Source organism: Paraburkholderia tagetis (genome assembly GCF_022213065.1).
Classification (GTDB): Bacteria; Pseudomonadota; Gammaproteobacteria; order Burkholderiales; family Burkholderiaceae; genus Paraburkholderia; species Paraburkholderia tagetis.
Map to the genome: position 1 here is coordinate 164,030 of NZ_JAKLJA010000006.1, position 22,835 is coordinate 186,864.

At 64.4% G+C, this 22,835-nt stretch carries 25 protein-coding genes; 11 read left to right on the forward strand and 14 right to left on the reverse strand.

Annotation, left to right across the window (positions count from 1 at the left end; all coding sequences use genetic code 11):
* From rpsR to L5014_RS10870, 4 genes are all read right to left on the reverse strand, one after another.
* Positions 1-276, reverse strand: a complete 276-nt coding sequence (gene rpsR, locus L5014_RS10855) for a 30S ribosomal protein S18 (RefSeq protein ID WP_035526157.1) — start codon at positions 274-276, stop codon at positions 1-3.
* 2 nt (positions 277-278) lie between these two features.
* Positions 279-578, reverse strand: coding sequence for a primosomal replication protein N (gene priB, locus L5014_RS10860; protein ID WP_028204898.1), 300 nt, complete (start codon positions 576-578; stop codon positions 279-281).
* A 45-nt stretch (positions 579-623) separates the two neighbouring features.
* On the reverse strand, positions 624-995 hold the full coding sequence (gene rpsF, locus L5014_RS10865) for a 30S ribosomal protein S6 (protein WP_028204897.1): 372 nt from the start codon (positions 993-995) through the stop codon (positions 624-626).
* Between the two features lie 272 nt (positions 996-1,267).
* Entirely contained in the window at positions 1,268-2,179 is a 912-nt protein-coding gene (locus L5014_RS10870) for a LysR family transcriptional regulator (protein ID WP_238463623.1), read from the reverse strand.
* A 209-nt stretch (positions 2,180-2,388) separates the two neighbouring features.
* Between L5014_RS10870 and gcl the strand changes: the two genes are divergently transcribed.
* The 4 genes from gcl to lysM all read left to right on the forward strand — a co-directional run bounded on the left by gcl (position 2,389) and on the right by lysM (position 7,202).
* The gene (gcl, locus tag L5014_RS10875; protein WP_238463624.1) at positions 2,389-4,173 is read left to right on the forward strand and encodes a glyoxylate carboligase; all 1,785 of its coding nucleotides are present in this window, start codon (positions 2,389-2,391) and stop codon (positions 4,171-4,173) included.
* 106 nt (positions 4,174-4,279) lie between these two features.
* Positions 4,280-5,077: a hydroxypyruvate isomerase gene (hyi, locus tag L5014_RS10880; protein ID WP_238463625.1), complete on the forward strand. Its 798-nt coding sequence runs from the start codon at positions 4,280-4,282 to the stop codon at positions 5,075-5,077.
* Between the two features lie 128 nt (positions 5,078-5,205).
* Positions 5,206-6,099 (forward strand): 2-hydroxy-3-oxopropionate reductase, encoded by an 894-nt coding sequence (locus tag L5014_RS10885; protein WP_238463626.1) that lies wholly within the window; start codon positions 5,206-5,208, stop codon positions 6,097-6,099.
* 608 nt (positions 6,100-6,707) lie between these two features.
* Complete coding sequence (gene lysM / locus L5014_RS10890) at positions 6,708-7,202, forward strand: peptidoglycan-binding protein LysM (RefSeq protein WP_238463627.1); 495 nt, start codon at positions 6,708-6,710, stop codon at positions 7,200-7,202.
* A gap of 169 nt (positions 7,203-7,371) precedes the next feature.
* Here lysM and L5014_RS10895 read toward each other — a convergent pair whose 3' ends face one another.
* From L5014_RS10895 to L5014_RS10920, 6 genes are all read right to left on the reverse strand, one after another.
* Positions 7,372-8,415 (reverse strand): asparaginase, encoded by a 1,044-nt coding sequence (locus L5014_RS10895; protein ID WP_238463628.1) that lies wholly within the window; start codon positions 8,413-8,415, stop codon positions 7,372-7,374.
* Positions 8,416-8,515: 100 nt separating this feature from the next.
* Positions 8,516-9,442 (reverse strand): CysB family HTH-type transcriptional regulator, encoded by a 927-nt coding sequence (locus tag L5014_RS10900; protein ID WP_238463629.1) that lies wholly within the window; start codon positions 9,440-9,442, stop codon positions 8,516-8,518.
* A 150-nt stretch (positions 9,443-9,592) separates the two neighbouring features.
* The gene (locus L5014_RS10905; RefSeq protein WP_238463630.1) at positions 9,593-10,651 is read right to left on the reverse strand and encodes a sulfate/molybdate ABC transporter ATP-binding protein; all 1,059 of its coding nucleotides are present in this window, start codon (positions 10,649-10,651) and stop codon (positions 9,593-9,595) included.
* A gap of 2 nt (positions 10,652-10,653) precedes the next feature.
* Positions 10,654-11,679 carry a sulfate ABC transporter permease subunit CysW gene (cysW, locus tag L5014_RS10910; RefSeq protein WP_238463715.1) on the reverse strand — a complete coding sequence of 342 codons (1,026 nt, stop codon included), beginning with the start codon at positions 11,677-11,679 and terminating at the stop codon, positions 10,654-10,656.
* Between the two features lie 2 nt (positions 11,680-11,681).
* A complete protein-coding gene (gene cysT, locus L5014_RS10915) occupies positions 11,682-12,578 on the reverse strand; it encodes a sulfate ABC transporter permease subunit CysT (RefSeq protein WP_238463631.1) in 897 nt (298 codons plus the stop codon).
* Between the two features lie 115 nt (positions 12,579-12,693).
* Positions 12,694-13,749, reverse strand: a complete 1,056-nt coding sequence (locus L5014_RS10920; protein ID WP_274389334.1) for a sulfate ABC transporter substrate-binding protein — start codon at positions 13,747-13,749, stop codon at positions 12,694-12,696.
* Between the two features lie 310 nt (positions 13,750-14,059).
* Here L5014_RS10920 and lexA point away from each other — a divergent pair, with 310 nt between their 5' ends.
* The 3 genes from lexA (at position 14,060) to L5014_RS10935 (ending at position 15,919) form a co-directional block, all read left to right on the forward strand.
* Complete coding sequence (gene lexA / locus L5014_RS10925; protein ID WP_238463632.1) at positions 14,060-14,710, forward strand: transcriptional repressor LexA; 651 nt, start codon at positions 14,060-14,062, stop codon at positions 14,708-14,710.
* 32 nt (positions 14,711-14,742) lie between these two features.
* On the forward strand, positions 14,743-15,117 hold the full coding sequence (locus L5014_RS10930; protein WP_238463633.1) for a hypothetical protein: 375 nt from the start codon (positions 14,743-14,745) through the stop codon (positions 15,115-15,117).
* A gap of 94 nt (positions 15,118-15,211) precedes the next feature.
* Positions 15,212-15,919, forward strand: a complete 708-nt coding sequence (locus L5014_RS10935; RefSeq protein ID WP_238463634.1) for a DUF2939 domain-containing protein — start codon at positions 15,212-15,214, stop codon at positions 15,917-15,919.
* A gap of 66 nt (positions 15,920-15,985) precedes the next feature.
* Here the strand turns inward: L5014_RS10935 and L5014_RS10940 are convergent, their stop codons facing one another.
* Positions 15,986-16,453 (reverse strand): universal stress protein, encoded by a 468-nt coding sequence (locus tag L5014_RS10940; protein ID WP_238463635.1) that lies wholly within the window; start codon positions 16,451-16,453, stop codon positions 15,986-15,988.
* 302 nt (positions 16,454-16,755) lie between these two features.
* On the opposite strand from L5014_RS10940, the gene nodI reads away from it, so the two are divergent.
* Together nodI and L5014_RS10950 are read left to right on the forward strand one after the other, a co-directional pair.
* On the forward strand, positions 16,756-17,682 hold the full coding sequence (nodI, locus tag L5014_RS10945) for a nodulation factor ABC transporter ATP-binding protein NodI (protein WP_274389335.1): 927 nt from the start codon (positions 16,756-16,758) through the stop codon (positions 17,680-17,682).
* 160 nt (positions 17,683-17,842) lie between these two features.
* Positions 17,843-18,679, forward strand: coding sequence for an ABC transporter permease (locus L5014_RS10950; protein WP_420800053.1), 837 nt, complete (start codon positions 17,843-17,845; stop codon positions 18,677-18,679).
* Positions 18,680-18,809: 130 nt separating this feature from the next.
* Here L5014_RS10950 and L5014_RS10955 read toward each other — a convergent pair whose 3' ends face one another.
* Positions 18,810-19,232 carry a hypothetical protein gene (locus L5014_RS10955; RefSeq protein WP_238463636.1) on the reverse strand — a complete coding sequence of 141 codons (423 nt, stop codon included), beginning with the start codon at positions 19,230-19,232 and terminating at the stop codon, positions 18,810-18,812.
* A gap of 119 nt (positions 19,233-19,351) precedes the next feature.
* The gene (locus tag L5014_RS10960) at positions 19,352-20,422 is read right to left on the reverse strand and encodes a permease (protein ID WP_238463637.1); all 1,071 of its coding nucleotides are present in this window, start codon (positions 20,420-20,422) and stop codon (positions 19,352-19,354) included.
* A 239-nt stretch (positions 20,423-20,661) separates the two neighbouring features.
* Between L5014_RS10960 and L5014_RS10965 the strand changes: the two genes are divergently transcribed.
* Positions 20,662-20,904, forward strand: a complete 243-nt coding sequence (locus tag L5014_RS10965) for a hypothetical protein (RefSeq protein WP_238463638.1) — start codon at positions 20,662-20,664, stop codon at positions 20,902-20,904.
* Positions 20,905-21,057: 153 nt separating this feature from the next.
* On the opposite strand, the gene L5014_RS10970 is transcribed toward L5014_RS10965, so the two are convergent.
* Positions 21,058-21,333: a hypothetical protein gene (locus L5014_RS10970; protein WP_238463639.1), complete on the reverse strand. Its 276-nt coding sequence runs from the start codon at positions 21,331-21,333 to the stop codon at positions 21,058-21,060.
* A 440-nt stretch (positions 21,334-21,773) separates the two neighbouring features.
* Here L5014_RS10970 and dusA point away from each other — a divergent pair, with 440 nt between their 5' ends.
* Positions 21,774-22,811: a tRNA dihydrouridine(20/20a) synthase DusA gene (gene dusA / locus L5014_RS10975; RefSeq protein ID WP_238463640.1), complete on the forward strand. Its 1,038-nt coding sequence runs from the start codon at positions 21,774-21,776 to the stop codon at positions 22,809-22,811.
* Positions 22,812-22,835 lie beyond the last annotated feature (24 nt).

Consider the following 22,835-nt stretch of genomic DNA (forward strand, 5'->3'; position numbering starts at 1 on the left):
TTAGGCCTTGTGCTGGTCGGTATACGGCATCAGCGCGAGGAAACGCGCGCGCTTGATAGCCGTGTCCAGCTGACGCTGATAGTGGGCCTTCGTACCCGTCAGACGAGCCGGCGTGATCTTGCCGTTTTCGCCGATGAAGTCCTTCAGCGTATCGAGGTCCTTGTAGTCGATCTGCTCGACGCCTGCAGCCGTGAAGCGGCAGAACTTCTTGCGCTTGAAGAGCGGGTTTTGCTGTTGACGACGCTTGTCGAATTTCTTACCAGTCGGTCGGGCCATGATTAGTCCTTTCCTGTACCTTGCATTTCGGTGATATGAAACACCAGGGTTCGCGCATTGCGGTGCTTTTTTGCCAGAAAGCCGGTGAAGAGCGCTTCCACGCCCATCTCGCAACTTTCGACCAGACCGCAGGCTTTGCCGGCCGCCACCGCGGGCATCGTGAGTTCGACGAAGCGGGGAATACCGGCTTCGACGACCTCCGTGCGGTGCTGCAACGTGACGCTTGCGATCGGAACGCCGGCGGGGGTGTACCGCACCGGTTCGCGTTCTACGACGCTAGCCGTGAGTTGCAGCCTGTTCACGGGGCGAATTTAGGCAATGAGCTTGAATCCTGATGGCTTGTGTTATTAAGCCTGCGCTTCGGTCGGCTGGGCAGCCGCCTTCTTGGCTTCTTCGCGCTGCACTTCCTTCATCATCGGCGACGGGCCGGTTTCGGCCTTCTTCATCTTGACGATGAGGTGACGCAGAACAGCGTCGTTGAACTTGAACGCGTGTTCCAGTTCGTCGAGCGTGGTCTGGTCGCATTCGATGTTCATGCAGACGTAATGGGCCTTCGCGAGTTTCTCGATCATGTAGGCCAGTTGACGACGGCCCCAGTCTTCGATGCGGTGGATCTGGCCACCGTGCGACGTGATCGTGCCCTTGTAGCGCTCGATCATGGCGGGCACTTGCTCGCTCTGATCGGGGTGCACGATGAAGACGATTTCGTAATGACGCATGGATCACTCCTTGTGGATTAAAGCCGCCCGGGCGTCGGAACCGGTGCGGCAAGTGAGAAGCCGAAGATTGTAGCGCGTTCCATACCGCTCGCGCAACCGGAATTGCAATTTCGCGCAGCGTTTCGGGCGTGTTTTCAAGGACTTGCGGGGTCTCGTACAGCGCTGGGTGATTGTTGGGGCGCGCGATTGGGGTGCGGCAGGCGGTGTCGGCCGAAGTTGCCCGGTGTGTCAGCCGCCGCTGCTGCCGCCCGCAAGCCGCGTCTCGAGCGCGCTCACTCCACGCCGCTCCAGTACCCGGGCCGCGCGTAGACTTCCTTCAGGAAATCGATGAAATAGCGCACCCTGGCCGGCACGTAGCGTTGCTGCGGATACACGGCGAGGATGTCGTAGTCGGGCAGCGCGTACTCGTCGAGCACGGTCTCCAGTTCGCCGCGCGCGAGCTGCGCGTCGATCTCCCACGTCGAGCGCCAGCCGAGCCCGAGCCCTTCGGTGACCCAGCGGTGCAGCAGTTCGCCGTCGTTGCAGTCGAGCGTGCCGCCCACGCGCACGGTCGCGAGCTTGCCATTGCGGCGGAAGTTCCAGCCGCGGTTCTGGCCGCCTTGCAGATTGAACGCGAGGCAATTGTGACTAGGCAGGTCTTCGAGCGTCTTCGGCTTGCCGTGCTTGCGAAAATACTCCGGTGTGCCGCACACCACGCGCCGGTTCGTGGCGAGCTTTACCGCGACGAAATTCGGGTCCACCGACCCGCCGATGCGAATCGAGAGGTCGTAGCCCTCGCGCACCAGATCGACCACGCGGTCGGTCAGGTTGAACGAGACCTGTAGCTCGGGCTTGTCGGCGAGAAATTCGGGCGCGAGCGGCGCCACGTGCTTGCGCCCGAAGGCCGCCGGCGCCGAGACGATCAGATGCCCGTTGACCACCCGCCGCCCCGCGGAGAGCTCGTTTTCGGCCTGCTCCCACTCCGCCAGCAGGCCACGGCAACGCTCGAGGAATGCACCGCCCTCCTCGCTCACCACGAGCCGCCGCGTCGAGCGGTACATGAGCTTCACGCCGAGGCGCTTTTCGAGCGCGTCGATGCGCCGCCCGAGTATCACCGGCGAGACGCCTTCCGTCAGCGCGGCCGCCGCGAGGCTGCCCGCGTCGGCGACACGTACGAAGGTTTCGATCTGCTTGAAGCGGTCCATTGCTGTCTCCTGTCCTGCCTGCCTTGGGCCTTGCGCCCGCAAGTGCCGCCCCACGGCGATTCCATACTTTTTGTTTCGAAATAAACGACCTGGGCTGATCTTATCAAACCTTTCTGGCGCGTCTAAAGTGGCCTCAACCGCTGTATCCAATGCTCGCCATCTCCATGGCGCAGTCAATCAAGGCATTAGCAACATTCAGGAGACTTTTCATGGCCAAGATGAGAGCCGTCGACGCAGCCGTTCTGGTGCTCGAAAAAGAAGGCATCGACACCGCTTTTGGTGTGCCCGGCGCCGCGATCAACCCGTTCTACTCGGCGATGAAAAAAGCCGGCGGCATCACGCACGTGCTGGCGCGCCACGTCGAAGGCGCTTCGCACATGGCCGAAGGCTACACGCGTGCTGCTCCCGGCAACATCGGCGTGTGTATTGGCACCTCGGGCCCCGCGGGCACCGACATGATCACGGGCCTGTACTCCGCTTCCGCCGACTCGATTCCTATCCTCGCGATCACGGGCCAGGCACCGCGCGCACGCCTGTACAAGGAAGATTTCCAGGCCGTCGACATCGAAGCGATCGCCAAGCCCGTCACGAAGTGGGCCGTGACCGTGCGTGAGCCGGCACTCGTGCCGCGCGTGTTCCAGCAAGCGTTCCACCTGATGCGCTCGGGCCGACCGGGTCCGGTGCTGGTCGACCTGCCGATCGACGTCCAGCTCGCCGAAATCGAATTCGACATCGACACCTACGAGCCGCTGCCGGTCTACAAGCCGCAAGCCACGCGCAAGCAGATCGAAGCCGCAATGGCGCTCCTGAACGCCAGCGAGAAGCCGCTGATCGTCTCGGGCGGCGGCGTGCTCAACGCTGCAGCCGAAGACCTGCTCGTGAAGTTCGCGGAAACCGTGGGCGTGCCCGTGATCCCGACGCTGATGTCGTGGGGCGCCATTCCCGACGATCACCCGCTGATGGCGGGTATGGTCGGCCTGCAAACGTCGCACCGCTACGGCAACGCCACGATGCTCGCATCGGACTTCGCACTCGGCATCGGCAATCGCTGGGCGAACCGTCACACGGGCAGCGTCGAGGTCTACACGAAGGGCCGCAAGTTCGTGCACGTCGACATCGAGCCCACGCAGATCGGCCGCGTGTTCGGTCCGGATCTGGGCATCGTCTCGGACGCCAAGGCAGCACTGGAGCTGTTCGTCGAAGTCGCACAGGAATGGAAGGCCGCTGGCAAGCTCAAGGACCGCAGCGCATGGGTCGCGGACTGCCAGGAACGCAAGCGCACGATGCACCGCAAGACGCACTTCGAAAACACGCCGATCAAGCCGCAGCGCGTGTACGAAGAGATGAACAAGGTGTTCGGCCGCGACACGTGCTACGTGAGCACGATCGGTCTCTCGCAGATCGCAGGCGCCCAGTTCCTGCACGTCTACAAGGCGCGCAACTGGATCAACTGCGGCCAGGCAGGCCCGCTCGGCTGGACGATTCCGGCAGCACTCGGTGTGCGCGCAGCCGATCCGGCACGCCCCATCGTGGCACTTTCGGGCGACTACGACTTCCAGTTCATGATCGAAGAACTGGCCGCAGGCGCGCAGTTCAAGCTGCCCTACGTCCACGTGCTCGTGAACAACTCGTACCTCGGCCTGATCCGCCAGGCACAGCGCGCGTTCGACATGGACTACTGCGTCCAGCTCGGCTTCGAGAACATCAACGCGCCTGAAATGAACGGCTACGGCGTCGATCACAAGACCGTGGTCGAAGGCCTCGGCTGCAAGGCGCTGCGCGTGTTCAAGCCCGAAGAGATCGAGCCGGCGCTCAAGCAGGCACAAGCCATGGCCGCCGAGTTCAGCGTGCCGGTGGTGGTCGAAGTGATTCTCGAGCGTGTGACGAACATCTCGATGGGCGCCGAAATCGACTCGATCAACGAGTTCGAAGAGCTCGCCGAGAAGCCGGAGCATGCACCGACGGCGATCACCCCGATGACTGCACTCGACTGAGCTGAACGCGTTCGACTGAGCATCACCGCAGCAGGCGGCGCGCCCGGCACCGGCGCACCGCCTGCCTGATTTCCTTTTTACTGACCGACCAGCGAGACCCAGCACCATGCCAAAATTCGCCGCGAATCTCACCATGCTGTTCAACGAAGTGCCGTTCCTCGACCGCTTTGCCGCGGCAGCCGAGGCGGGCTTCGATGCCGTCGAATTCCTGTTCCCGTATCCGTACAAAGCCGAGGAACTGGCCGAGCGCCTTAGCGCACATAACCTCAAACTCGTGCTGCACAACCTGCCCGCAGGCAACTGGGAAGGTGGCGAGCGCGGTATTGCCTGCCTGCCCGATCGCAAGGGCGAGTTCAAGGAAGGCGTCGGACGCGCGATCGAGTACGCCCGTGCGCTGAACGTGCCGCAACTGAACTGCCTCGTGGGCATCCCCACTGCTGGCGTCGACCGCGACACGGCGCTCGCGACCATCGTCGAGAACCTCACCTACGCCGCGGGCGAGCTCAAGCGCGAAGGCATCCGCCTGCTCGTCGAGCCGTGCAATTCGTACGACATCCCGGGCTTCGCGCTGAACCGTTCCGCCGAAGCGCTCGACGTGATCGCGAAGACCGGCTCGGACAACGTGTTCCTGCAGTACGACATCTATCACATGCAGCGCATGGAAGGCGAACTCGCCGCGACGATCAAGAAGCACTTCGCGAAGATCGCTCACATCCAGCTCGCCGACAACCCGGGCCGCAACGAGCCGGGCACCGGCGAAATCAACTACCCCTTCCTGTTCGATCTGCTCGACACGCTGGGCTATGAAGGCTACATCGGCTGCGAGTACAAGCCGCGCACGACGACCGTCCAAGGCCTTGGCTGGCTGCGCAGCGCGCAGCAACGCGCAGCCGAACTCGCCTGATCGCGCTGCTTCGTCGGCTTTAGCCGCCTCTCGCGCGACGCGCCCGATTCGCTCCATGCGCCGGGCGCGCGCGCCGGGTCGTGTCGACCCATACATCGAACTGCATTTGACTCAACGGAGACATACAGATGGCAAAGATTGGTTTTATCGGCCTCGGCATCATGGGCTCGCACATGGCCCGCAACCTTCTGAAGGGCGGCCACACGCTCGTCGTGAACGGCAAGTTCCCGGTGCCTGAGGATCTGAGCAAGCAGGCCACCGTGGTCGCCGACTCGACGGCCGTCGCGCAAGCTTCGGATGTCATCATCCTGATGGTGCCGGACACCCCCGACGTCCAGAAGGTGCTGTTCGCCGACGACGGCGTCGCCAAGGGCCTCTCGGCTGGCAAGCTCGTGATCGACATGAGCTCGATCTCGCCGATCGAAACGCAAGAGTTCGCCAGGCAGATCAACGCACTCGGCTGCGACTACCTCGACGCACCGGTTTCGGGCGGCGAAGTCGGCGCACGTGAAGCCACGCTCACGATCATGGTCGGCGGCCCGGAGAAGGCGTTCGAAATCGCCAAGCCGCTGTTCGCACTGATGGGCAAAAACATTTCGCTGATCGGCGAGAACGGCGCTGGGCAGACCACCAAGGTCGCGAACCAGATCATCGTCGCGCTGAACATCGAAGCCGTGGCCGAAGCCCTGCTCTTCGCAGCACGCTCGGGCGCCGATCCGGAGCGCGTTCGCAAGGCGCTGATGGGCGGCTTCGCGGCTTCGCGCATTCTCGAAGTGCACGGCGAGCGCATGACCAAGCGCACGTTCGATCCGGGCTTCCGCATCGAGCTGCACCAGAAGGACCTGAACCTCGCCATCGACGGCGCGCGCAAGCTGGGCCTCGCCCTGCCGCACACCGCCAGCGCACAGCAGCTGTTCAGCGTGTGCGCCGCAAACGGCGGCAAGGCATGGGACCACTCGGCAATGGTCCGCGCGCTCGAAATCATGGCGAACTTCGAGATCACCGAAGGCAAGAAGTCGTAAGTCAGATCGCTCGATTCACTCGGGCTGCTCGAATGACTTGAGCGGCTCGATCGAGTCGTTCCGCAGATGAGGCATTGCACGCGGCAACCGCTTGCAATGCCTCACTGAGTTGTGAACGTGCAGTGAGTTTTTCGGCAGTAGCCAACATCCAGATTCCGGCTGGCGCGCACGACCGCGACGGCCACAAGTGGGGCGCTTCGTGGTGGCGGCAACCGCTGCGGAGCAAATCTGGGCCGCTCTGGGCTGAGGGCGGCCAGTGGGGTCCGAAAGCGGCACTCGGTGACGACGGGGAAGCCTTGGTCGGTCAGACGTTGTCTCCGGGTGTCCGCCTGTCGGATTGCGACACTCAGCCAGCCTTCGCGCATTCAGCGCACAGCAGCACAGCACGCCCTTCCTCATAGCCGGCACTTGCTCTCGCGTCACGCATGCCGCGCCCTTCGCATTCTTCACCCGCTTTTCACACTCTTTAACGCTTGAGCGCTGGACGTCTTCATGCCCGCGTTTCTAGAATCGTGCGTTCATTCGTTTGTCACGCAGACGGTGCAAGGTGGACCCGCTACCCGATGCGTGGCTACTCAATCAATCCCAGCACGTGAGGAGTGTGATCGATGGGCATCATCAGTTTCATCAAGGAAGCCGGCGAAAAGCTGTTCGGCGCAGCAGCCGCCCCGGCCGAGGCCGCGCAAACCACACCGGCCGCGGATCTCGCCGATCTGAACCAGAAGGCCGGCGATGCAATCGCCGCCTACATCCGCTCGCAGGGCCTCGACGCCGACAATCTCGGCGTGACCTATGACGGCGCCTCGCACACGGTCACGGTCACGGGCAACGCCGCCGATCAGGCAACGAAGGAAAAAATTCTGGTGGCCGCCGGCAACGTCCAGAACGTGGACAAGGTCGACGACCAGATGAGCGTGACGAATCCGGCGCCTGAAGCGCAGCACCATACCGTGGTCTCGGGCGACAACCTGTGGAAGATCGCCGAGAAGTACTACGGCAGCGGCGCGAACAACGACGTCATCTTTCAGGCGAATACGCCGATGCTCAAGAGCCCGGACAAGATCTATCCGGGCCAGGTGCTCGTGATTCCGCCGGTGCAATAACGCGTGGACTCGCGCGTGCAGCAACGCATGCAATAGCGCATTCCGTTGCGCGCGCAACGACGCGACTAAAAACAACACGGGCCTTGCGGAGCGATCCGCGAGGCCCGTTTGTTTGCCCGGCTGCATGGCACTTCGCAGGCAAGCGCGTGCGATCCACGCGCCCAATGCCTTAATACGTGTCGAACACGCGCTGCAGCGCGGCCTTTTCGCTCGTGCCCGCCGCCAGCGCGAGCATCAGCAGCACGCGCGCCTTGTAGGGGCTCAACGTTCCCGCCGAGACGAAGCCGAGCGCATCGTCCTTCGCTGCGCCGTTGTGCATCACGTGCCCCGAACCCACGCGCGATGCGCGCACCACGGCGATGCCCTTTGCCGCCGCTTCAGCAAGCGCCTGCTGGAGCGTGACGTGGATCGAGCCATTGCCGGTGCCCGCCACGACGATACCGCGCACGCCCGCACTCACGAGCGCATCCACGGCGATGCGCGAGACGCCCGCATAGCTCGTAACAATCTCGACGTGCGGCCATTGCACATCGGCCTTGAACGGCGCATCCACGGTATGGGGGCGCAGCGCGCGCCGCTGGAATTCCACCCGCCCATCCTGCACCCAGCCCAGGGCACCGATCTCGGGCGACTGAAACGCGTCCACCGCGTAGGTGCTGATCTTGGCGACATCGCGCGCGCAATGGATGCGGTTGTTGAATGTCACCAGCACGCCCTGCCCGGCCGCCTGGCCGCTCGCCGCGAGGGCCACCGCATTGAGCAGGTTCAGCGGGCCGTCCGCGGAAAGCGCCGAGGCGGGCCGCATGGCCGCCGTCAGGATCACGGGCTTGGCGCTCTTCACCGTGAGATGCAGCAGATAAGCGGTTTCTTCGAGTGTATCGGTGCCGTGCGTGATGACGACGGCGTCGATATCGTCGCTGGCGAGCAGCTCGTTCACGCGCTGCGCAAGCGCGCTCCAGAGCGCGAAGGACATGTCCTTGCTGTCGACGCTCGCAACCTGCTCGGCCTGGATCTGAGCGAGCGCATCGAGGCCCGGCACAGCCGCCAGCAGTTGCGCCACGCCGATCACACCGGCCTGATAGCCGGCGGTATTGGCCGCATCGGGGGCGGAACCCGCGATGGTGCCACCGGTGGCGAGCACGGCGACGCGCGGCAGCGTCTGGGCGCCGGCTGCGGTTTTAAGGGAAGTGGGCGGGGTGGTGGGTGTGTTCATGGCGGCGATTTTAAGCGAAGCGCCGCCCGCCCCGACATAGACAGAAAACCCGAGAAAGACCGGGCCAGAGAACCACCCGGCCGCGACGTCTCCGGCCACCTCAGGCCGCCTCGCGCAACTGGCTCGCGATCTGCTGCTCGGTGAGTTGGGGCGCGAACATTTCAATCAGCTTGTAGGCGTACTGGCGCAGGAACGCGCCCTTGCGCAGGCCCACGCGCGTCGTGCTGGCCTCGAACAGATGCTGTGTGTCGAGTGCGACGAGCTCGCTGTCGCGCTTCGGGTCGTAGGCCATCGCGGCCACCACGCCCACGCCCATGCCCAGCTCGACGTAAGTCTTGATCACGTCCGCGTCGATGGCGGTCAGCACCACGTCCGGCACCGTGCCCGCCTTCGCGAATGCCTGGTCGATATGCGAGCGGCCCGTGAAGTCCTGGTCGTAAGTGATGATCGGAAACTCGGCGATCTCCTCGAGCGTGAGGTTCTCGCGGCCCACGAGCGGATGCGTCTTCGGCACGACCACCACGTGATGCCACGAATAGCACGGAAACGTCACGATATCGGGGAAGCGGTCGAGCGCCTCGGTCGAGATGCCGATATCGGCCTCGCCATTGATGATCATCTGCGCGATCTGCTGCGGATTGCCCTGGCGCAGCGCGAGATGCACCTTCGGAAACACTTCGCGGAACTGGTGCACGACCTTGGGCAGCGCGTAGCGCGCCTGCGTGTGCGTGGTGGCCACGACGAGGTGGCCGCTGTCCTGATCGGCGAACTGGCGCGCCACGCGGCGCAGGTTCTCGGCATCGAGCAGCATGCGCTCGATCAACTGGTGCACGGCCTTGCCCGGCTCCGTGAGGCCCGTGAGGCGCTTGCCGCGGCGAATGAAGATGTCGACGCCGAGCTCGTCCTCCAGATCCTTGATCTGCTTCGAGACACCCGACTGCGAGGTGTAGAGCACGTTCGCCACTTCGGTCAGGTTCATGTTCTGCCGCACGGCTTCGCGCACGAAACGCAACTGCTGAAAATTCATGTCGTTCTCTCCGGTACTGCCGACCGCTTGTTCGTTGGTTATTCGTTATTCGTCGATCCGTTGTGCGACGGCGCATGAGCGGCGCCGCTCGTCGTCGCTTGATGCCGCTTGATGCCGCTTGACGCCGCTTGACGCCGCTCATTGCGTGAATCAGCGCGCGGGAAACACGCGCAGCCCGCGCGGCACCGCCGTCACGCCGTCGCCTGGCGTCAGGCTCAGCGCGCGCCACGTCTCGCGATCGAGCTGCGCCTCGAGCACGCCGCCCGCGCGGCTCTCCAGCTCCACGCGCACCGCGCCGCCCAGCGTCACCACGCGGCGCACGTCCACGACGATGCCGTCGCGATGCGCATCGGCCTCGCGATGCAGCACGAGATCGTGCGGCCGCACGTAGGCGAGCGCCGGGCCTTCGAAGCCGGCCTGCACCGCGATCGGCTGCGCCGCGCCATCGACCACGAACCCTTTCGCACCGACGTGTCCACGAAGCCGGTTCGCCGCGCCCAGGAATTCGTAGACAAACGCCGACTGCGGATGATCGTACACGTCCTGCGGGCTGCCGACCTGCTCCACATGTCCATGATTCATCACGACGATGCGGTCGGCCACCTCGAGCGCCTCCTCCTGGTCGTGCGTGACGAAGATCGTCGAGATATGCAGGTCGTCATGCAAACGCCGCAGCCAGCTACGCAGCTCCTTGCGCACCTTGGCGTCGAGCGCGCCAAACGGCTCGTCGAGCAGCAGCACTTTAGGCTCCACCGCCAGTGCGCGAGCAAGCGCGATGCGCTGCCGCTGGCCGCCGGAAAGCTCGGACGGATAGCGCTGTGCGAGCCAGTCGAGCTGCACGAGCTTGAGCAGCTCATGCACTTTCTCACGGATCTGCGCTTCGGAGGGACGCTCGTTGCGCGGCTTCACGCGCAGCCCGAACGCCACGTTCTCGAACACGGTCATATGGCGAAACAGCGCGTAATGCTGGAACACGAAGCCCACCTGGCGCTCGCGCGCGCCCACCGTGCCCACATCCTGGCCTTGCAGCACGACCTGGCCGTCATCGGCGTGTTCGAGGCCCGCGATCACGCGCAGCAGCGTGGTCTTGCCGCAACCGGAGGGCCCGAGCAAGGCGACCAGCTCGCCCGCCGGAAAGTCGAGCGAAACATGGTCGAGTGCCGTGAAGTCGCCGAAGCGCTTTTGCAGATTGCGAACGATGATGCCCATCTCTACAGCTCTCCCTGTTGAAACGATTGACGCAAGGCGCCCGCGTGTTGTGCTTTGGGTGCGTTTGGTGCGTGTTGTGCATGCGCAGTGCCCGACTCGCCCGTCACGCCCTGCGCGGCCGGCGGTCCCGCATAGGCGGGCACGTCGTCCGTATCGCGCAGTTCGGCGGACAGGTGGCGCTCGGCCAGCAGCTTGAGCCCCAGCGTGACGAGCGCGAGCAACGCAAGCAGCGAAGCCACGGCGAACGCCGCCGCGAAGTTGTATTCGTTGTAGAGGATCTCGACATGCAGCGGCATGGTGTCGGTCTGGCCGCGAATATGTCCCGACACCACCGAAACCGCGCCGAACTCGCCCATCGCGCGCGCATTGCAGAGAATCACGCCGTACAGCAGGCCCCAGCGGATATTCGGCAGCGTCACGCGCCGGAACATCTGCCAGCCCGAGGCGCCCAGCACGTGCGCGGCCTCTTCTTCGTCGGTGCCCTGGGCTTGCATCAGCGGAATCAGCTCGCGTGCCACGAACGGGAACGTCACGAAGATCGTCGCGAGCACGATGCCCGGCACCGCGAAGATGATCTGCACGTCGTGGTCCGCGAGCCAAGGCCCGAGCCACCCCTGCGCACCGAACAGCAGCACATAGATGAGCCCCGAGATCACGGGCGAAACCGAAAACGGCAGATCGATCAAGGTCGTGAGCAGCGCCTTGCCGCGGAACTCGAACTTGGCAATCGCCCACGAAGCCGCGAGCCCGAATGCGAGATTGAGCGGCACGGCAATCGCGGCCGTGATCAGCGTGAGCTTGATCGCGGTGAGCGCATCGGGGTCGGCGATCGATTCGAAATAGAAGCCGATGCCCTTGCTCAAGGCCTGCCAGAACACCGCGACGAGCGGCACCACCAGAAACAGTGCGAGAAACGCGAGCGCGATGCCGGTGAGGAGCCAACGGACCCACGGCGCTTCCGTTACGGGATTGAGACGGACCGAGTCCGGTCGGGCCGTGCCCGCCTTGCGGGCTGGCGTGCTTGTCATGCTCACTGCACACCTCCTGCAACAGCGGCTTGCGCCGGATTCGGCGTGCGCGAGGACGACGCGCCGCGACGCGTGCGCCGCTGCAAATACCATTGCAGCGTATTGACGAGAAGCAGCATGACGAACGACACGCACAGCATCACCACGGCCAGCGCCGTCGCGCCCGCATAGTCGTATTGCTCGAGCTTCGTGATGATGAGCAGCGAGGTGATTTCCGACTTCATCGGCACGTTGCCCGCGATGAAGATGACCGAGCCGTACTCGCCCAGCGCGCGTGCGAAGGCGAGCGCAAAGCCCGTGAGCAGCGCGGGCAGCGCGGCCGGCAGCACCACGCGGCGGAACGTCAGCCAGCGCGACGCGCCCAGGCACGCGGCTGCCTCTTCCTGCTCGCGCTCGAACTCTTCGAGCACGGGCTGCACCGTGCGCACGACAAACGGCAGGCCGATAAAGGTGAGCGCCACGAGTACGCCGAGCGGCGTGAACGCGATCTTGATGCCGAGCGGCTGCAGAAACTGGCCGATCCAGCCGTTGCCCGCATACACGGCGGCGAGCGAGATGCCGGCCACGGAAGTCGGCAGTGCGAACGGCAGATCGACGAGCGCATCGATCACGCGCTTGAGCGGGAACGTGTAGCGCACCAGCACCCAGGCGAGCAGGAACCCGAACACCGCATTGATGAGCGCGCCGCCGAGCGCGGCGAAAAACGTGAGGCGGTAAGACGCGATCACGCGCGGCGACGCCACGGCGCGCACGAACTGCGCCCAGTCGAGCGTCGCGGTCTTGAGGAAGGTGGCCGCGAGCGGAATGAGCACCACGAGGCTCAGATACGCCACCGTGATGCCGAGCGTCACGCCGAATCCCGGCAGCGCGCCTGGTTTCTGTAATCGAAACGTCGTCATGCTCTATCTCTTCACATGGGTTGCGCGGGCCGCCTTGCATCATGCGATGCGAGCGAAGCCCTGCGCCTTGAGGCGCGCCTCGTCGGGCGCGCCTTGTTGTCGTCGTCTGAAATGCTTACTGCGGCTGATAAATCGAATCGAACACGCCGCCATCCGCGAAATGCGTCTTTTGCGCGTTGGCCCAGCCGCCGAACGCCTCGTCGACCGTGTAAAGCTTAAGCTTCGGGAACTTCGCCGTGAGCGCTGCCGGCACCTTGTCCGAGCGCGGACGATAGAAGTTTTTAGCCGCGATCTCCTGGCCTTCTTCGCTATAGAGGAACTGGAGGTACGCCTGCGCCACCTTGCGCGTGCCGTGTTTGTCCACGACCTTGTCGACCACGGCAACCGGCGGCTCCGCCAGGATGCTGACCGTTGGCACCACGATCTCGAACTTCTCCGGCCCGAACTCCTTGAGCGACAGGAATGCCTCGTTCTCCCAGGCGATCAGCACGTCGCCGATATCGCGCTGCACGAAGCTTGTGGTCGCGCCGCGCGCACCCGAGTCGAGCACGCCCGCGTTCTTGTAGAGCTTCGTGACGAACGCCTTCGCCTTCTGGTCATTGCCGCCCGGCTGATGCGCCGCATAGGCCCAGGCTGCGAGGTAATTCCAGCGCGCGCCGCCCGAGGTCTTCGGATTGGGCGTGACGATCGACACGCCTGGCTTCACGAGGTCGTCCCAGTCCTTGATGTGTTTCGGATTGCCCTTTCTCACGAGAAACACGATGGTCGAGGTGTACGGCGAGGCGTTGTCGGGCAGACGTTTTTGCCAGTCCTTCGCGATCAGCCCTTTATTGGCGAGCGCGTCGATGTCCCAGGCGAGCGCGAGCGTCACGACGTCGGCCTGCAGCCCGTCGAGCACCGAGCGCGCCTGCGCGCCCGAGCCGCCGTGCGACTGCTTGATGGTGAGCGTCTCGCCCCCCTTCGCCTTCCACTCCTTGATGAAAGCGGCGTTGATGTCCTGATACAACTCGCGCGTGGGATCGTAGGAGACATTGAGTAGCGACGTGTCTGCCGAAGTACCCGCATGAGCGGCCGGCGCGAGCGCGACCATGCCGACGAGCGGCGCCACACCGATAACCAGTTTCGCCGCCAGAGTCCTGAACCATGCGCGCCCCGTAGTGCCTTGTTTCATCCGCTTTTCTCCGTATCGTCGTGCGTTTTCGTGAGTTCCCTGCGTTTCGTCGCCGCGCAGCAATCGATGGAGGCCAGTCTAGCGATTGGCTTACATGATTAAAAATGATGTTTTTTCATTTTTTAATACGCAAAAGTGGTAAGGACGGAGGAATCGGGCGCTCAAGCATGTTTTCGGCTGCGATTTCGTCTGTCTGAGCGCGGGAAAGCGCCACCGCGCCGCCAGCCGGGTGACAAAGTTCAAGTAACACTTGAAAAGCTGCGAGTACTGTATAAAAATACAGTCACCTGTTCAAACATACAGTAGCGCCATGACCAAACTCACCGCACGACAGCAGCAGGTTTTCGATCTGGTCCGCCGCGCGATCGAGCGCACCGGCTTTCCGCCCACGCGCGCCGAAATCGCCGCCGAACTGGGCTTCAGCTCGGCCAACTCGGCGGAGGAACATCTGCGGGCGCTGGCGCGCAAAGGCGTGATCGAACTGGCTGCAGGCGCGTCGCGCGGCATCCGCCTCTTGCCCGGTCCGGACGACCTGCCGCATCAATTCACGCTGCCGCACTCGAGCATCATGCAGCTCTCGCTGCCGCTGGTTGGACGCGTCGCGGCGGGTAGCCCCATTCTCGCGCAAGAGCACATTTCGCAGAACTATGCCTGCGACCCGGCGCTCTTCTCGAGCCGGCCCGACTATCTGCTGAAGGTGCGCGGGCTGTCCATGCGCGACGCGGGCATTCTCGACGGCGACCTGCTCGCCGTGCAGAAAAAGAGCGAAGCGAAGGACGGCCAGATCATCGTGGCGCGCCTTGGCGACGACGTCACCGTGAAGCGCCTGAAGCGGCAGCCCAACGGCATCGAGCTAATCGCTGAAAACCCCGACTACGACAACATCTTTGTCGCAGTCGGCAGCGCGGACTTCGCGCTCGAAGGCATTGCTGTCGGTCTGATCCGTCCCACCGAATTCTGATAATTCCGCCTGCGCATTTTCTGGAGAGAGTCATGGAACGCCTTGCACGCCTGTTGCCCTTCCGTCAATTCGGCCGTCTGCGTCATCTGCGCGGGATTGCCTCGTGCGCGGTGCGCGAGGCGCGCGCCTCGGCGGCCGCCCTCGGCCGTCAAGTCAGTGGCTCACTCTTCGACGATATCGAGCGCGAGGACGAAGCGCCCGCGCTGCCTTCGGCGCAACCGGCCTTCGCACGCGTCTCGCTCAACAGCACGCTGAATGCGGAGCAGCCTGACCGCCGTGCGCCAGTGCGGGTCTATCACGGCCAGTCGCGGTTCATCATGGTGGGCACGATGGACGCGGTCTGCCGCGCCATCGACCGCTGCATCGCGGAACAGCAAGCCGACCTGCCGGCCGCGCTGGCAAAGTAATCCCCGAATATGCGACGAATGTGGGATCGTTTTTGATTGCGCGCGGTCAACACCCTGATTGAACACTTTGAACACTTCGGGGTTGCCTTACCCAATGACCGACACCCAAACGAATCCACGCAAATCGGCAAACTGGAAGAAGCCCGTCGCAATCGCCGTCGCGGCGGTTGCGATCGTGGCCGCAGCAGCCTACGGCTATGCCTCGCCGTATATCGCGCTGAACCACCTCAAAGCAGCCGCCGACGCACGCGACGCGGCTGCCTTGAACGAGTACGTCGATTACCCGGCATTGCGCGCGAGTCTCAAGCAACAGGTTGGCGAGATGCTGCAACAGCGCATCGAGGCCGCGCACGCCAGCAACCCGCTGGTGCTCTTTGGCGCCGTGATCGGCAGCGTGCTGATCGGCCCGCTCGTGGACGCGTATGCGACGCCCGACGGCGTGGCCGCGCTGCTCAGCGGCATGCCGCCGACCGGCAAGCCGGGCGAGCGGCCCGCGCCACCGCCGCCGTCCGAAGCGCCGCCATCGTCGCAAAGCGAATCCGCTCCACCCGCCCCATCAGCGCCCAGCAACCCCGGTGCGCAGACGCAACCGCCGCAACAGCAACAATCGCAAGAGCAGCCGCGTGCGCAAGCCTCGGCGGGTTATCGCGGTTTGAACACGTTTGCCGTCACGTGGCAGCACAGTGACAGGAGCGAGCGCTATGCCGCCATCCTGCAGCGTCATGGGCTGTTTTCGTGGAAGCTCGCCGCCGTGGAGTTGAACGAGCCGAATGCCGACAACGCCGCGAACGCGTCGAATTGAGGGAAATCGCGGGAATCGTGCAGGCGCCGCAATAGCGCCCACACGATGCGCAGATGCCAGGCTCGGCTAAGCCGCCGCCTGCTGCTTTTCCTCGGCCGCCGAAGAGCAGGCCACGAGTATGCTGCACGTCACGCGGTCGAGCAGCGGCGTATTGCCCGCGCCCATCCACCAGCGCGAAAGTCCAGTGCGGCAGCGATGCCCCACCACCACGAGATCGACGTGCAATTCGTTCGCGAGATTCGCAATCTCGTCGATCGGATGCCCGAACGCAAAGTGGCCCTGCGCGCGCACGCCGCGCTCGGTCAGCCAGTCCACGCCCTCCTGCAGAATCTCGCGCGCCGTTTCTTCGAAGCGCCCGCACGCCACGTCGGTGAGCAAGCCCGCGCTCTGCGCGATCGTCGAGCGCATGTCGACCACCGAGAGCAGATGCGTCTCCGCCTGCAGGTCCAACGCCAGATCCGCCCCGCAACGCAATGCCTTGCGGCCTTCGCGCGAGCCGTCGTAACACAGCAGGATTTTCTTGTAGCTCGCCATAGTCGCTTCTCCCCACCCACGTGGAAACGCGGGTCACAATTGCATGATGGTGCGCCGCAATTCGACACGCAAGGGATGGAAAACGCCAGGTTTCTTCGCACGGAAATGATGCGCTGGCATAAGGTTTGCCTGCGGGGTTTGCCAGCGCGGTTTGCCCGCGCCAGCAACCATTGTCGCGGCAGCCATTGACGGGGCATCGGCGCGTTGCGCGCGCGGCGGATGCGCTCGTTGTGCCGCCAACCCCATGTGCGGTAATGCACTAGAATGGGCCGCCTTGCAACGTGCACCACGCACGCGCTTACATGAACAGCCGCACAACCATGCCCGCCATCGAATTCGAGCAGGTGATCAAGCACTACGGAGACAGGACGGTCGTGAACGGCCTGTCGTTCGACGTCGTCCCCGGTGAATGCTTCGGGCTCCTTGGCCCCAACGGCGCGGGCAAGACCACCACGCTGCGCATGCTGCTCGGCATCGTCTCGCCCGATGCCGGACGCATCAGCCTGTGCGGCGAGCCTGTGCCCGCTCGCGCACGTCATGCGCGCGCACGCGTGGGCGTCGTGCCTCAATTCGATAATCTCGACCCCGACTTCACCGTGCGCGAGAACCTGCTCGTGTTCGGCCGCTACTTCGGGCTCTCCGCGAGCGAAACGCGCGCACTCGTCGCGCCGCTGCTCGAATTCGCGCGCCTCGAGAACAAGGCCGATGCGCGCGTCGGCGAGCTTTCGGGCGGCATGCGCCGGCGTCTCACCCTGGCGCGCGCGCTCGTCAACGACCCTGACGTGCTGGTGATGGACGAACCCACCACGGGACTCGACCCGCAAGCGCGCCATCTGATCTGGGAGCGGCTGCGCTCGCTGCTCGCGCGCGGCAAGACCATCCTCCTCACGACGCATTTCATGGAGGAGGCCGAACGGCTTTGCAATCGCGTCTGCGTGATCGAGGAAGGCCGCAAGATCGCCGAGGGCGCACCGAAGGCACTGATCGAATCCGAAATCGGCTGCGATGTAATCGAGGTTTATGGGCCGGACCCGTCAGCGCTGCGCGATGAGCTCGCACCGCTCGCCAAGCGCACCGAGATCAGCGGCGAGACGCTCTTTTGCTATGTCGACGAACCTGCGCCCGTGCACGCGCGTCTGCGCCATCGCTCGGACCTGCGCTATCTGCATCGGCCCGCGAATCTCGAAGACGTGTTCCTGCGGCTCACGGGCCGCGAGATGCAGGATTGACCGCAGCGGGATTGACAGCAAGCAGGATTAACCGCGGCAGGATTAACATCGTCAGAACTAGCCGCGACAGGATCAACAGCGCCCCGGCTAACCGCGTCACGATCAACCACGGCAGGACTCACTCCTGAAGCACCGGCTCCGACCGCATCCACCCACAGCCATGCAGACACGCACTCAATCCCCGCCGCCCACGCGCTCCGCCGCGTCGCCCATGCGCGAGCCGCGGGCAGCGTTGCCGTCGAACGCGACGCACTGGATCGCCGTGTGGCGGCGCAATTATCTCGTCTGGCGCAAGCTTGCGATCGCCTCGATGTTCGGCAATCTCGCCGATCCGATGATCTATCTGTTCGGCCTCGGCTTCGGGCTCGGTCTGATGGTCGGCCACGTCGACGGCGTTTCGTATATCGCGTTTCTGGCGGCGGGCACGGTGTCGTCCTCGGTGATGATGTCGGCGAGCTTCGAGTCGATGTATTCAGGCTTCTCGCGCATGCACGTGCAGCGCACATGGGAGGCGATCATGCACACGCCGCTCTCGCTCGGCGACGTGGTGCTCGGCGAGGTCGTGTGGGCGGCCAGCAAGTCGGTGCTTTCGGGGGTGGCCATCATGATCGTGGCGGGTCTGCTCGGCTACGCGAGCTTTCCGTCGATGCTGCTCGCGCTGCCCGTGATCGTGCTCGCGGGACTCGCGTTCGCGAGCTGCGCGATGATCGTCACCGCGCTCGCGCCGTCCTATGACTTCTTCATGTTCTATCAGACGCTCGTGCTCACGCCGATGCTGCTGCTTTCGGGCGTGTTCTTCCCGATCACGCAATTGCCCGCGGCCGCGCAACACGTCACGCTGATGCTGCCGCTCGCGCACGCCGTGGACCTGATTCGCCCAGCCATGCTCGGGCGCCCGATCGAGCACGCGGGCCTGCATCTCGTCGTGCTCGTGCTTTATGTGGTGGTGCCCTTCGGCATCGCTTCGATTCTGTTCCGCAGGCGCATGATGCGCTAGCGCGCTGAGGCTTACACGGCCGCTGCCGGACGGACGATGCCGGACGTCCGCGCCCGGCACGCCGCGGGCTTGCGCCCTCCGCGCCTGGTTTCAGGCGCAACTCGGGCGCAATGCGGAGTTCGGAAGAACCTCAGTCCTCGTCGTCGCCCCAAGGAATGTCGACATCTGAAATGAACGCGACCGTAGCAAACGGACCGCCCTCATGGCGTCCGATCTTGCCGTCGGCGCGATGCCATTCGACACGGAACTGCGTGGACTGTGACTGAGCGAGCAGGCGGATCGTGCGGATCTCTTCCGGGTCCGCATCCTCTACAGGGTCATCGAGCGAAATCAGCAATTGCTGCGGCCAGAGGCCGTCCGCTGGGTCATAGATGCGATCGCCGTCGGGAATCGACGTGTGCGCCTCGACGCCAATGGTCGCCGATGCCTCAACGATCATCTTGCCGAGCGCGCGCAAAACCGCCGTTGCGCGAGCCGAGTTGGCCTGCCGGATGGCGAGGTCGCCTCGTGTCAGCGCCTGTTCGAGTTTCGGATTCGTCTTTTGCTTTGCCATGGCGGTTCCTGGGCCGCAGCCCTGTTCTGTGCGGACGGCCAGCCGGCTGGCCGGCAATCCGCCGTTGATACGTGACCGTTATCTTAGGGCCTGTTCGCGCTAATCACAGGCAGCAGGCCCTAAAAACCCAGCGCGACCGTCGCCAGCCCCGCCACGACGCCGAACAGCACGACCACCGTGCCCACCAGCGCCAGCGTACGCACCCGGAACGAGCCTGCCAGCATCGCGAACGACGGCAGGCTCACGGGCGGCAGCGTCATCAGCAGCGCGCCCGCCGGCCCCACGCCCATGCCGAGTGCGAGCATCGCCTGAATGATAGGCACCTCGCCGGCGGTGGGGATCACGAACAGCATGCCGGCCACCGCGAAAACGACGATCCAGCCGAGACTGCTGGCGACCTCAGGCCCGATGTGAGGAAAGAGCCACGCACGCGCCGCGCCCAGCAACAGCACGAGCACGATGTATTCCGGCACGAGCCGCACGGCCATGCGCACGAACAGCCGCAGCCAGCGCATGAATACATTGCCGGCTTCGGCCTGCTCCTGCGCGAACATCGCGAGCCGGACGTCGGCCTCCAGCACCTCGTCGTGCGACACGAACCGGTTCGCGAGCCAGCCGAGGCCGAACACCATCAAGAGCCCCAGCACGAGACGCAGCGCGCTCCACTGCCAGCCCAGCACGAAGCCCATGAACACGAGCGTCGCAGGATTAAGGACCGAATTGCCGAGCCAGAACGCGATCGCCCCACCCGGCGACGCATTACGCGCGCGCAGCCCCGCCACGACGGGCGCCGCGCAGCACGTGCACATCATGCCGGGCACCGCGAGCAGGCCGCCCGCCGCCACGCTGCCGAAACCGTGGCGTCCCAGCACGCGCGTGATCCACCGCGCCGGCAACAGCGCCTGCACCCCCGAGCCGAGCAGCAGACCCAGCACCATCGCCTGCCAGATCGCCTTGCCGTAGGTCCAGGCATAGTCGAGTGCGGCGGCGAACGATGGCTCAGGCGCGCTCGCCTCGCCGCCCATCAGAATGGACTTGCCGATCGAATGCGTGGCCTCGGCCGTAAATGCACGGTGGTAATACGGAAACCACTTCACATAGAACAGACCGGCCACGGCCAGCAGAATAAAAAGGGGCCAGCCCCAGGAGGGCGGCGATTGGTGTGGCTGCGCGTTACGTGCGCTCGTCATTGTAGTGATACTCCGCTAAGGGGCTCGGGGTCGGATGATCGGTCGAGCAGGTCAAGCAAGGCGCATCCGGTAGAACAGGCTGATCGGACAGCGCGCGCCGCATGATGCCAGCACGCGCAACGCTTGATCAAGCCAAATTCAAGGCGCGGGATTGGGCTGCTCTTCGTGCAGCGCCGCGCCAACGAGTCGTGCCAGCGAGTCGTGCCAAAATCAGCAGGAACGCCAGAGGAGAGCAAGGCATGGAAAACCGACGCAGCTACGAATACATGGGATTCGACATGACGGCCGGCGTGGACGGCGATCATGCGGCCGGCTATTTCGTATCGACCCAGATGATACACAGCCTCACCGGCAACACGCACGCCAACGTGCCCATCGACGGCATCGCCGCCGGACGCTTTCCCACCCAGGACAACGCATTCGACGCCGCCTTCGATCGCATGCGCGAGGCGATCGACCAGCGCGTGCGGACCGCGCCGTGAGCATGCCCGGCGCGACCGCCCCGTCGACCGGCACGCCCCCGCTTCATCGGCATCGCGCACACGCAATGCAAAACGCCGGGGTCCTGAGGACACCCGGCGTTCGAGCCGCCCGGCTGGCGGGCGGCGCTTCTGTCAGCGCAGACAGCGAGAGGCTTACTGGCCGAAGAACACTTGCTGCGCGCGCGGCGTTTGCGCGCTGCGGCTGCCCGACTGGGTCGCCATATTCGCCACACCGCCGTATGACGAATCGACGCCTTGTTGCTGGGCGCGCTCGGCCGTCACGGTCTGGGCGCTCTGGCCTTGTTGCGAAGCCGGTGCGCCAACATTCGGACGATAGAACGGGGCCGGGCCATAGCCGCTGGCGAACGCCGGAGCGGCGATAGAAGCGGAAGCTGCGACCAGCAGCGCTGCGATCAGTTTGGTCTTCATGGTGGACTCCAATATCAGGTTTGATTGCGGTTCGGGAATGGCGCCGCGCCTGGGAGGTCAGTGCCCATCAGCTGCGTCAGTGAGAACTAGTGTATACACCTACTATCAGAAAATAATCACGATAATCCGAATTTACTATTCCAGCTCCGGGAACAATCGCCTCTGCCAGTCCTGGCATGCCTGAGCGCCGAACAGACCCTAAAAATGCGCCCCAAAATTTTTGGCGCGACGCACAACGCGGGCGGTGGATTACATAACGCCGGAAGGGTCTTTCGCTCCGTCAATCGGACGGGGAGCGCTCCCTGCGAGCCTTTGCGCAAAGGTCTTGCGCACGTCGCGGCCATGTCCGCGGCGCAAAATCGCCGAGAACCCGTTTGTCGGCTTGCGATAAAATAAAAGGTTGATCCACGCCTGCCGCGCCTCTCGCGCACCGATTTGCCATGTCCGCCAACCGTATCGCCAGTCCCCGCCGCGTGTCCGTTGCACCGATGATGGATTGGACTGACCGCCACTGTCGCTCGCTGCACCGTTTCGTCTCCCGGCACACGTGGCTGTATACGGAGATGGTGACGACGGGCGCCCTGCTCCACGGCGACGTGCCGCGCCATCTGGCGTTCGCGCCCGAGGAAGCGCCCGTCGCGCTGCAACTGGGCGGCAGCGAACCGGCCGACCTCGCACGCTCGGCCAAACTCGGCGAGCAATGGGGCTACGACGAGATCAATCTGAACTGCGGCTGCCCGTCGGAGCGCGTCCAGCGCGGCGCGTTCGGCGCGTGCCTGATGAACGAGCCGCAGCTCGTGGCCGACTGCGTGAAGGCAATGCGCGACGCGGTCTCGGTGCCGGTGACGGTCAAGCACCGCATCGGCGTGGATGCGGTCGAGGATTACGCGTTCGTGCGCGATTTCGTCGGCACCATCGCGGATGCGGGCTGCACGGTTTTCATCGTCCATGCGCGCAACGCCATCCTGAAAGGCCTGAGCCCGAAGGAAAACCGCGAGATCCCGCCGCTCAAGTACGAGTACGCGTGGAAGCTCAAGCGCGATTTCCCGCAACTCGAAATCATCATCAACGGCGGCATCAAGACGCTCGACGAGGTAGCTGTGCATCTCGAGCACGTCGATGGCGTGATGCTCGGACGCGAGGCTTACCACAACCCCTACGTGCTGGCCGATGTCGATGCACGCTTCTATGGCGCGAGCGAACCGGCGCTCACGCGCGACGAGGTCGAAGCGAAGCTGGTGGCGTACTGCGCAAGCGAAATTGCGCGCGGCACGTATCTGGGTGCGATCACGCGTCACGCACTGGGGCTGTATCGCGGCGAAGCCGGCGCGCGCGGCTGGCGACGTGTGCTATCGGACAACCGCAAGCTTGCCAAGGCCGACCTCGCGATCTTCGAGGAAGCACGCGCGCACCTGCGCGGCCCGATGGACAGCGTCGTGGAGCCGACGGCCGAGCTTTCTTCCGAAATATTTGAATAAAGGGACTAGGCAAGTCCGTTCCCC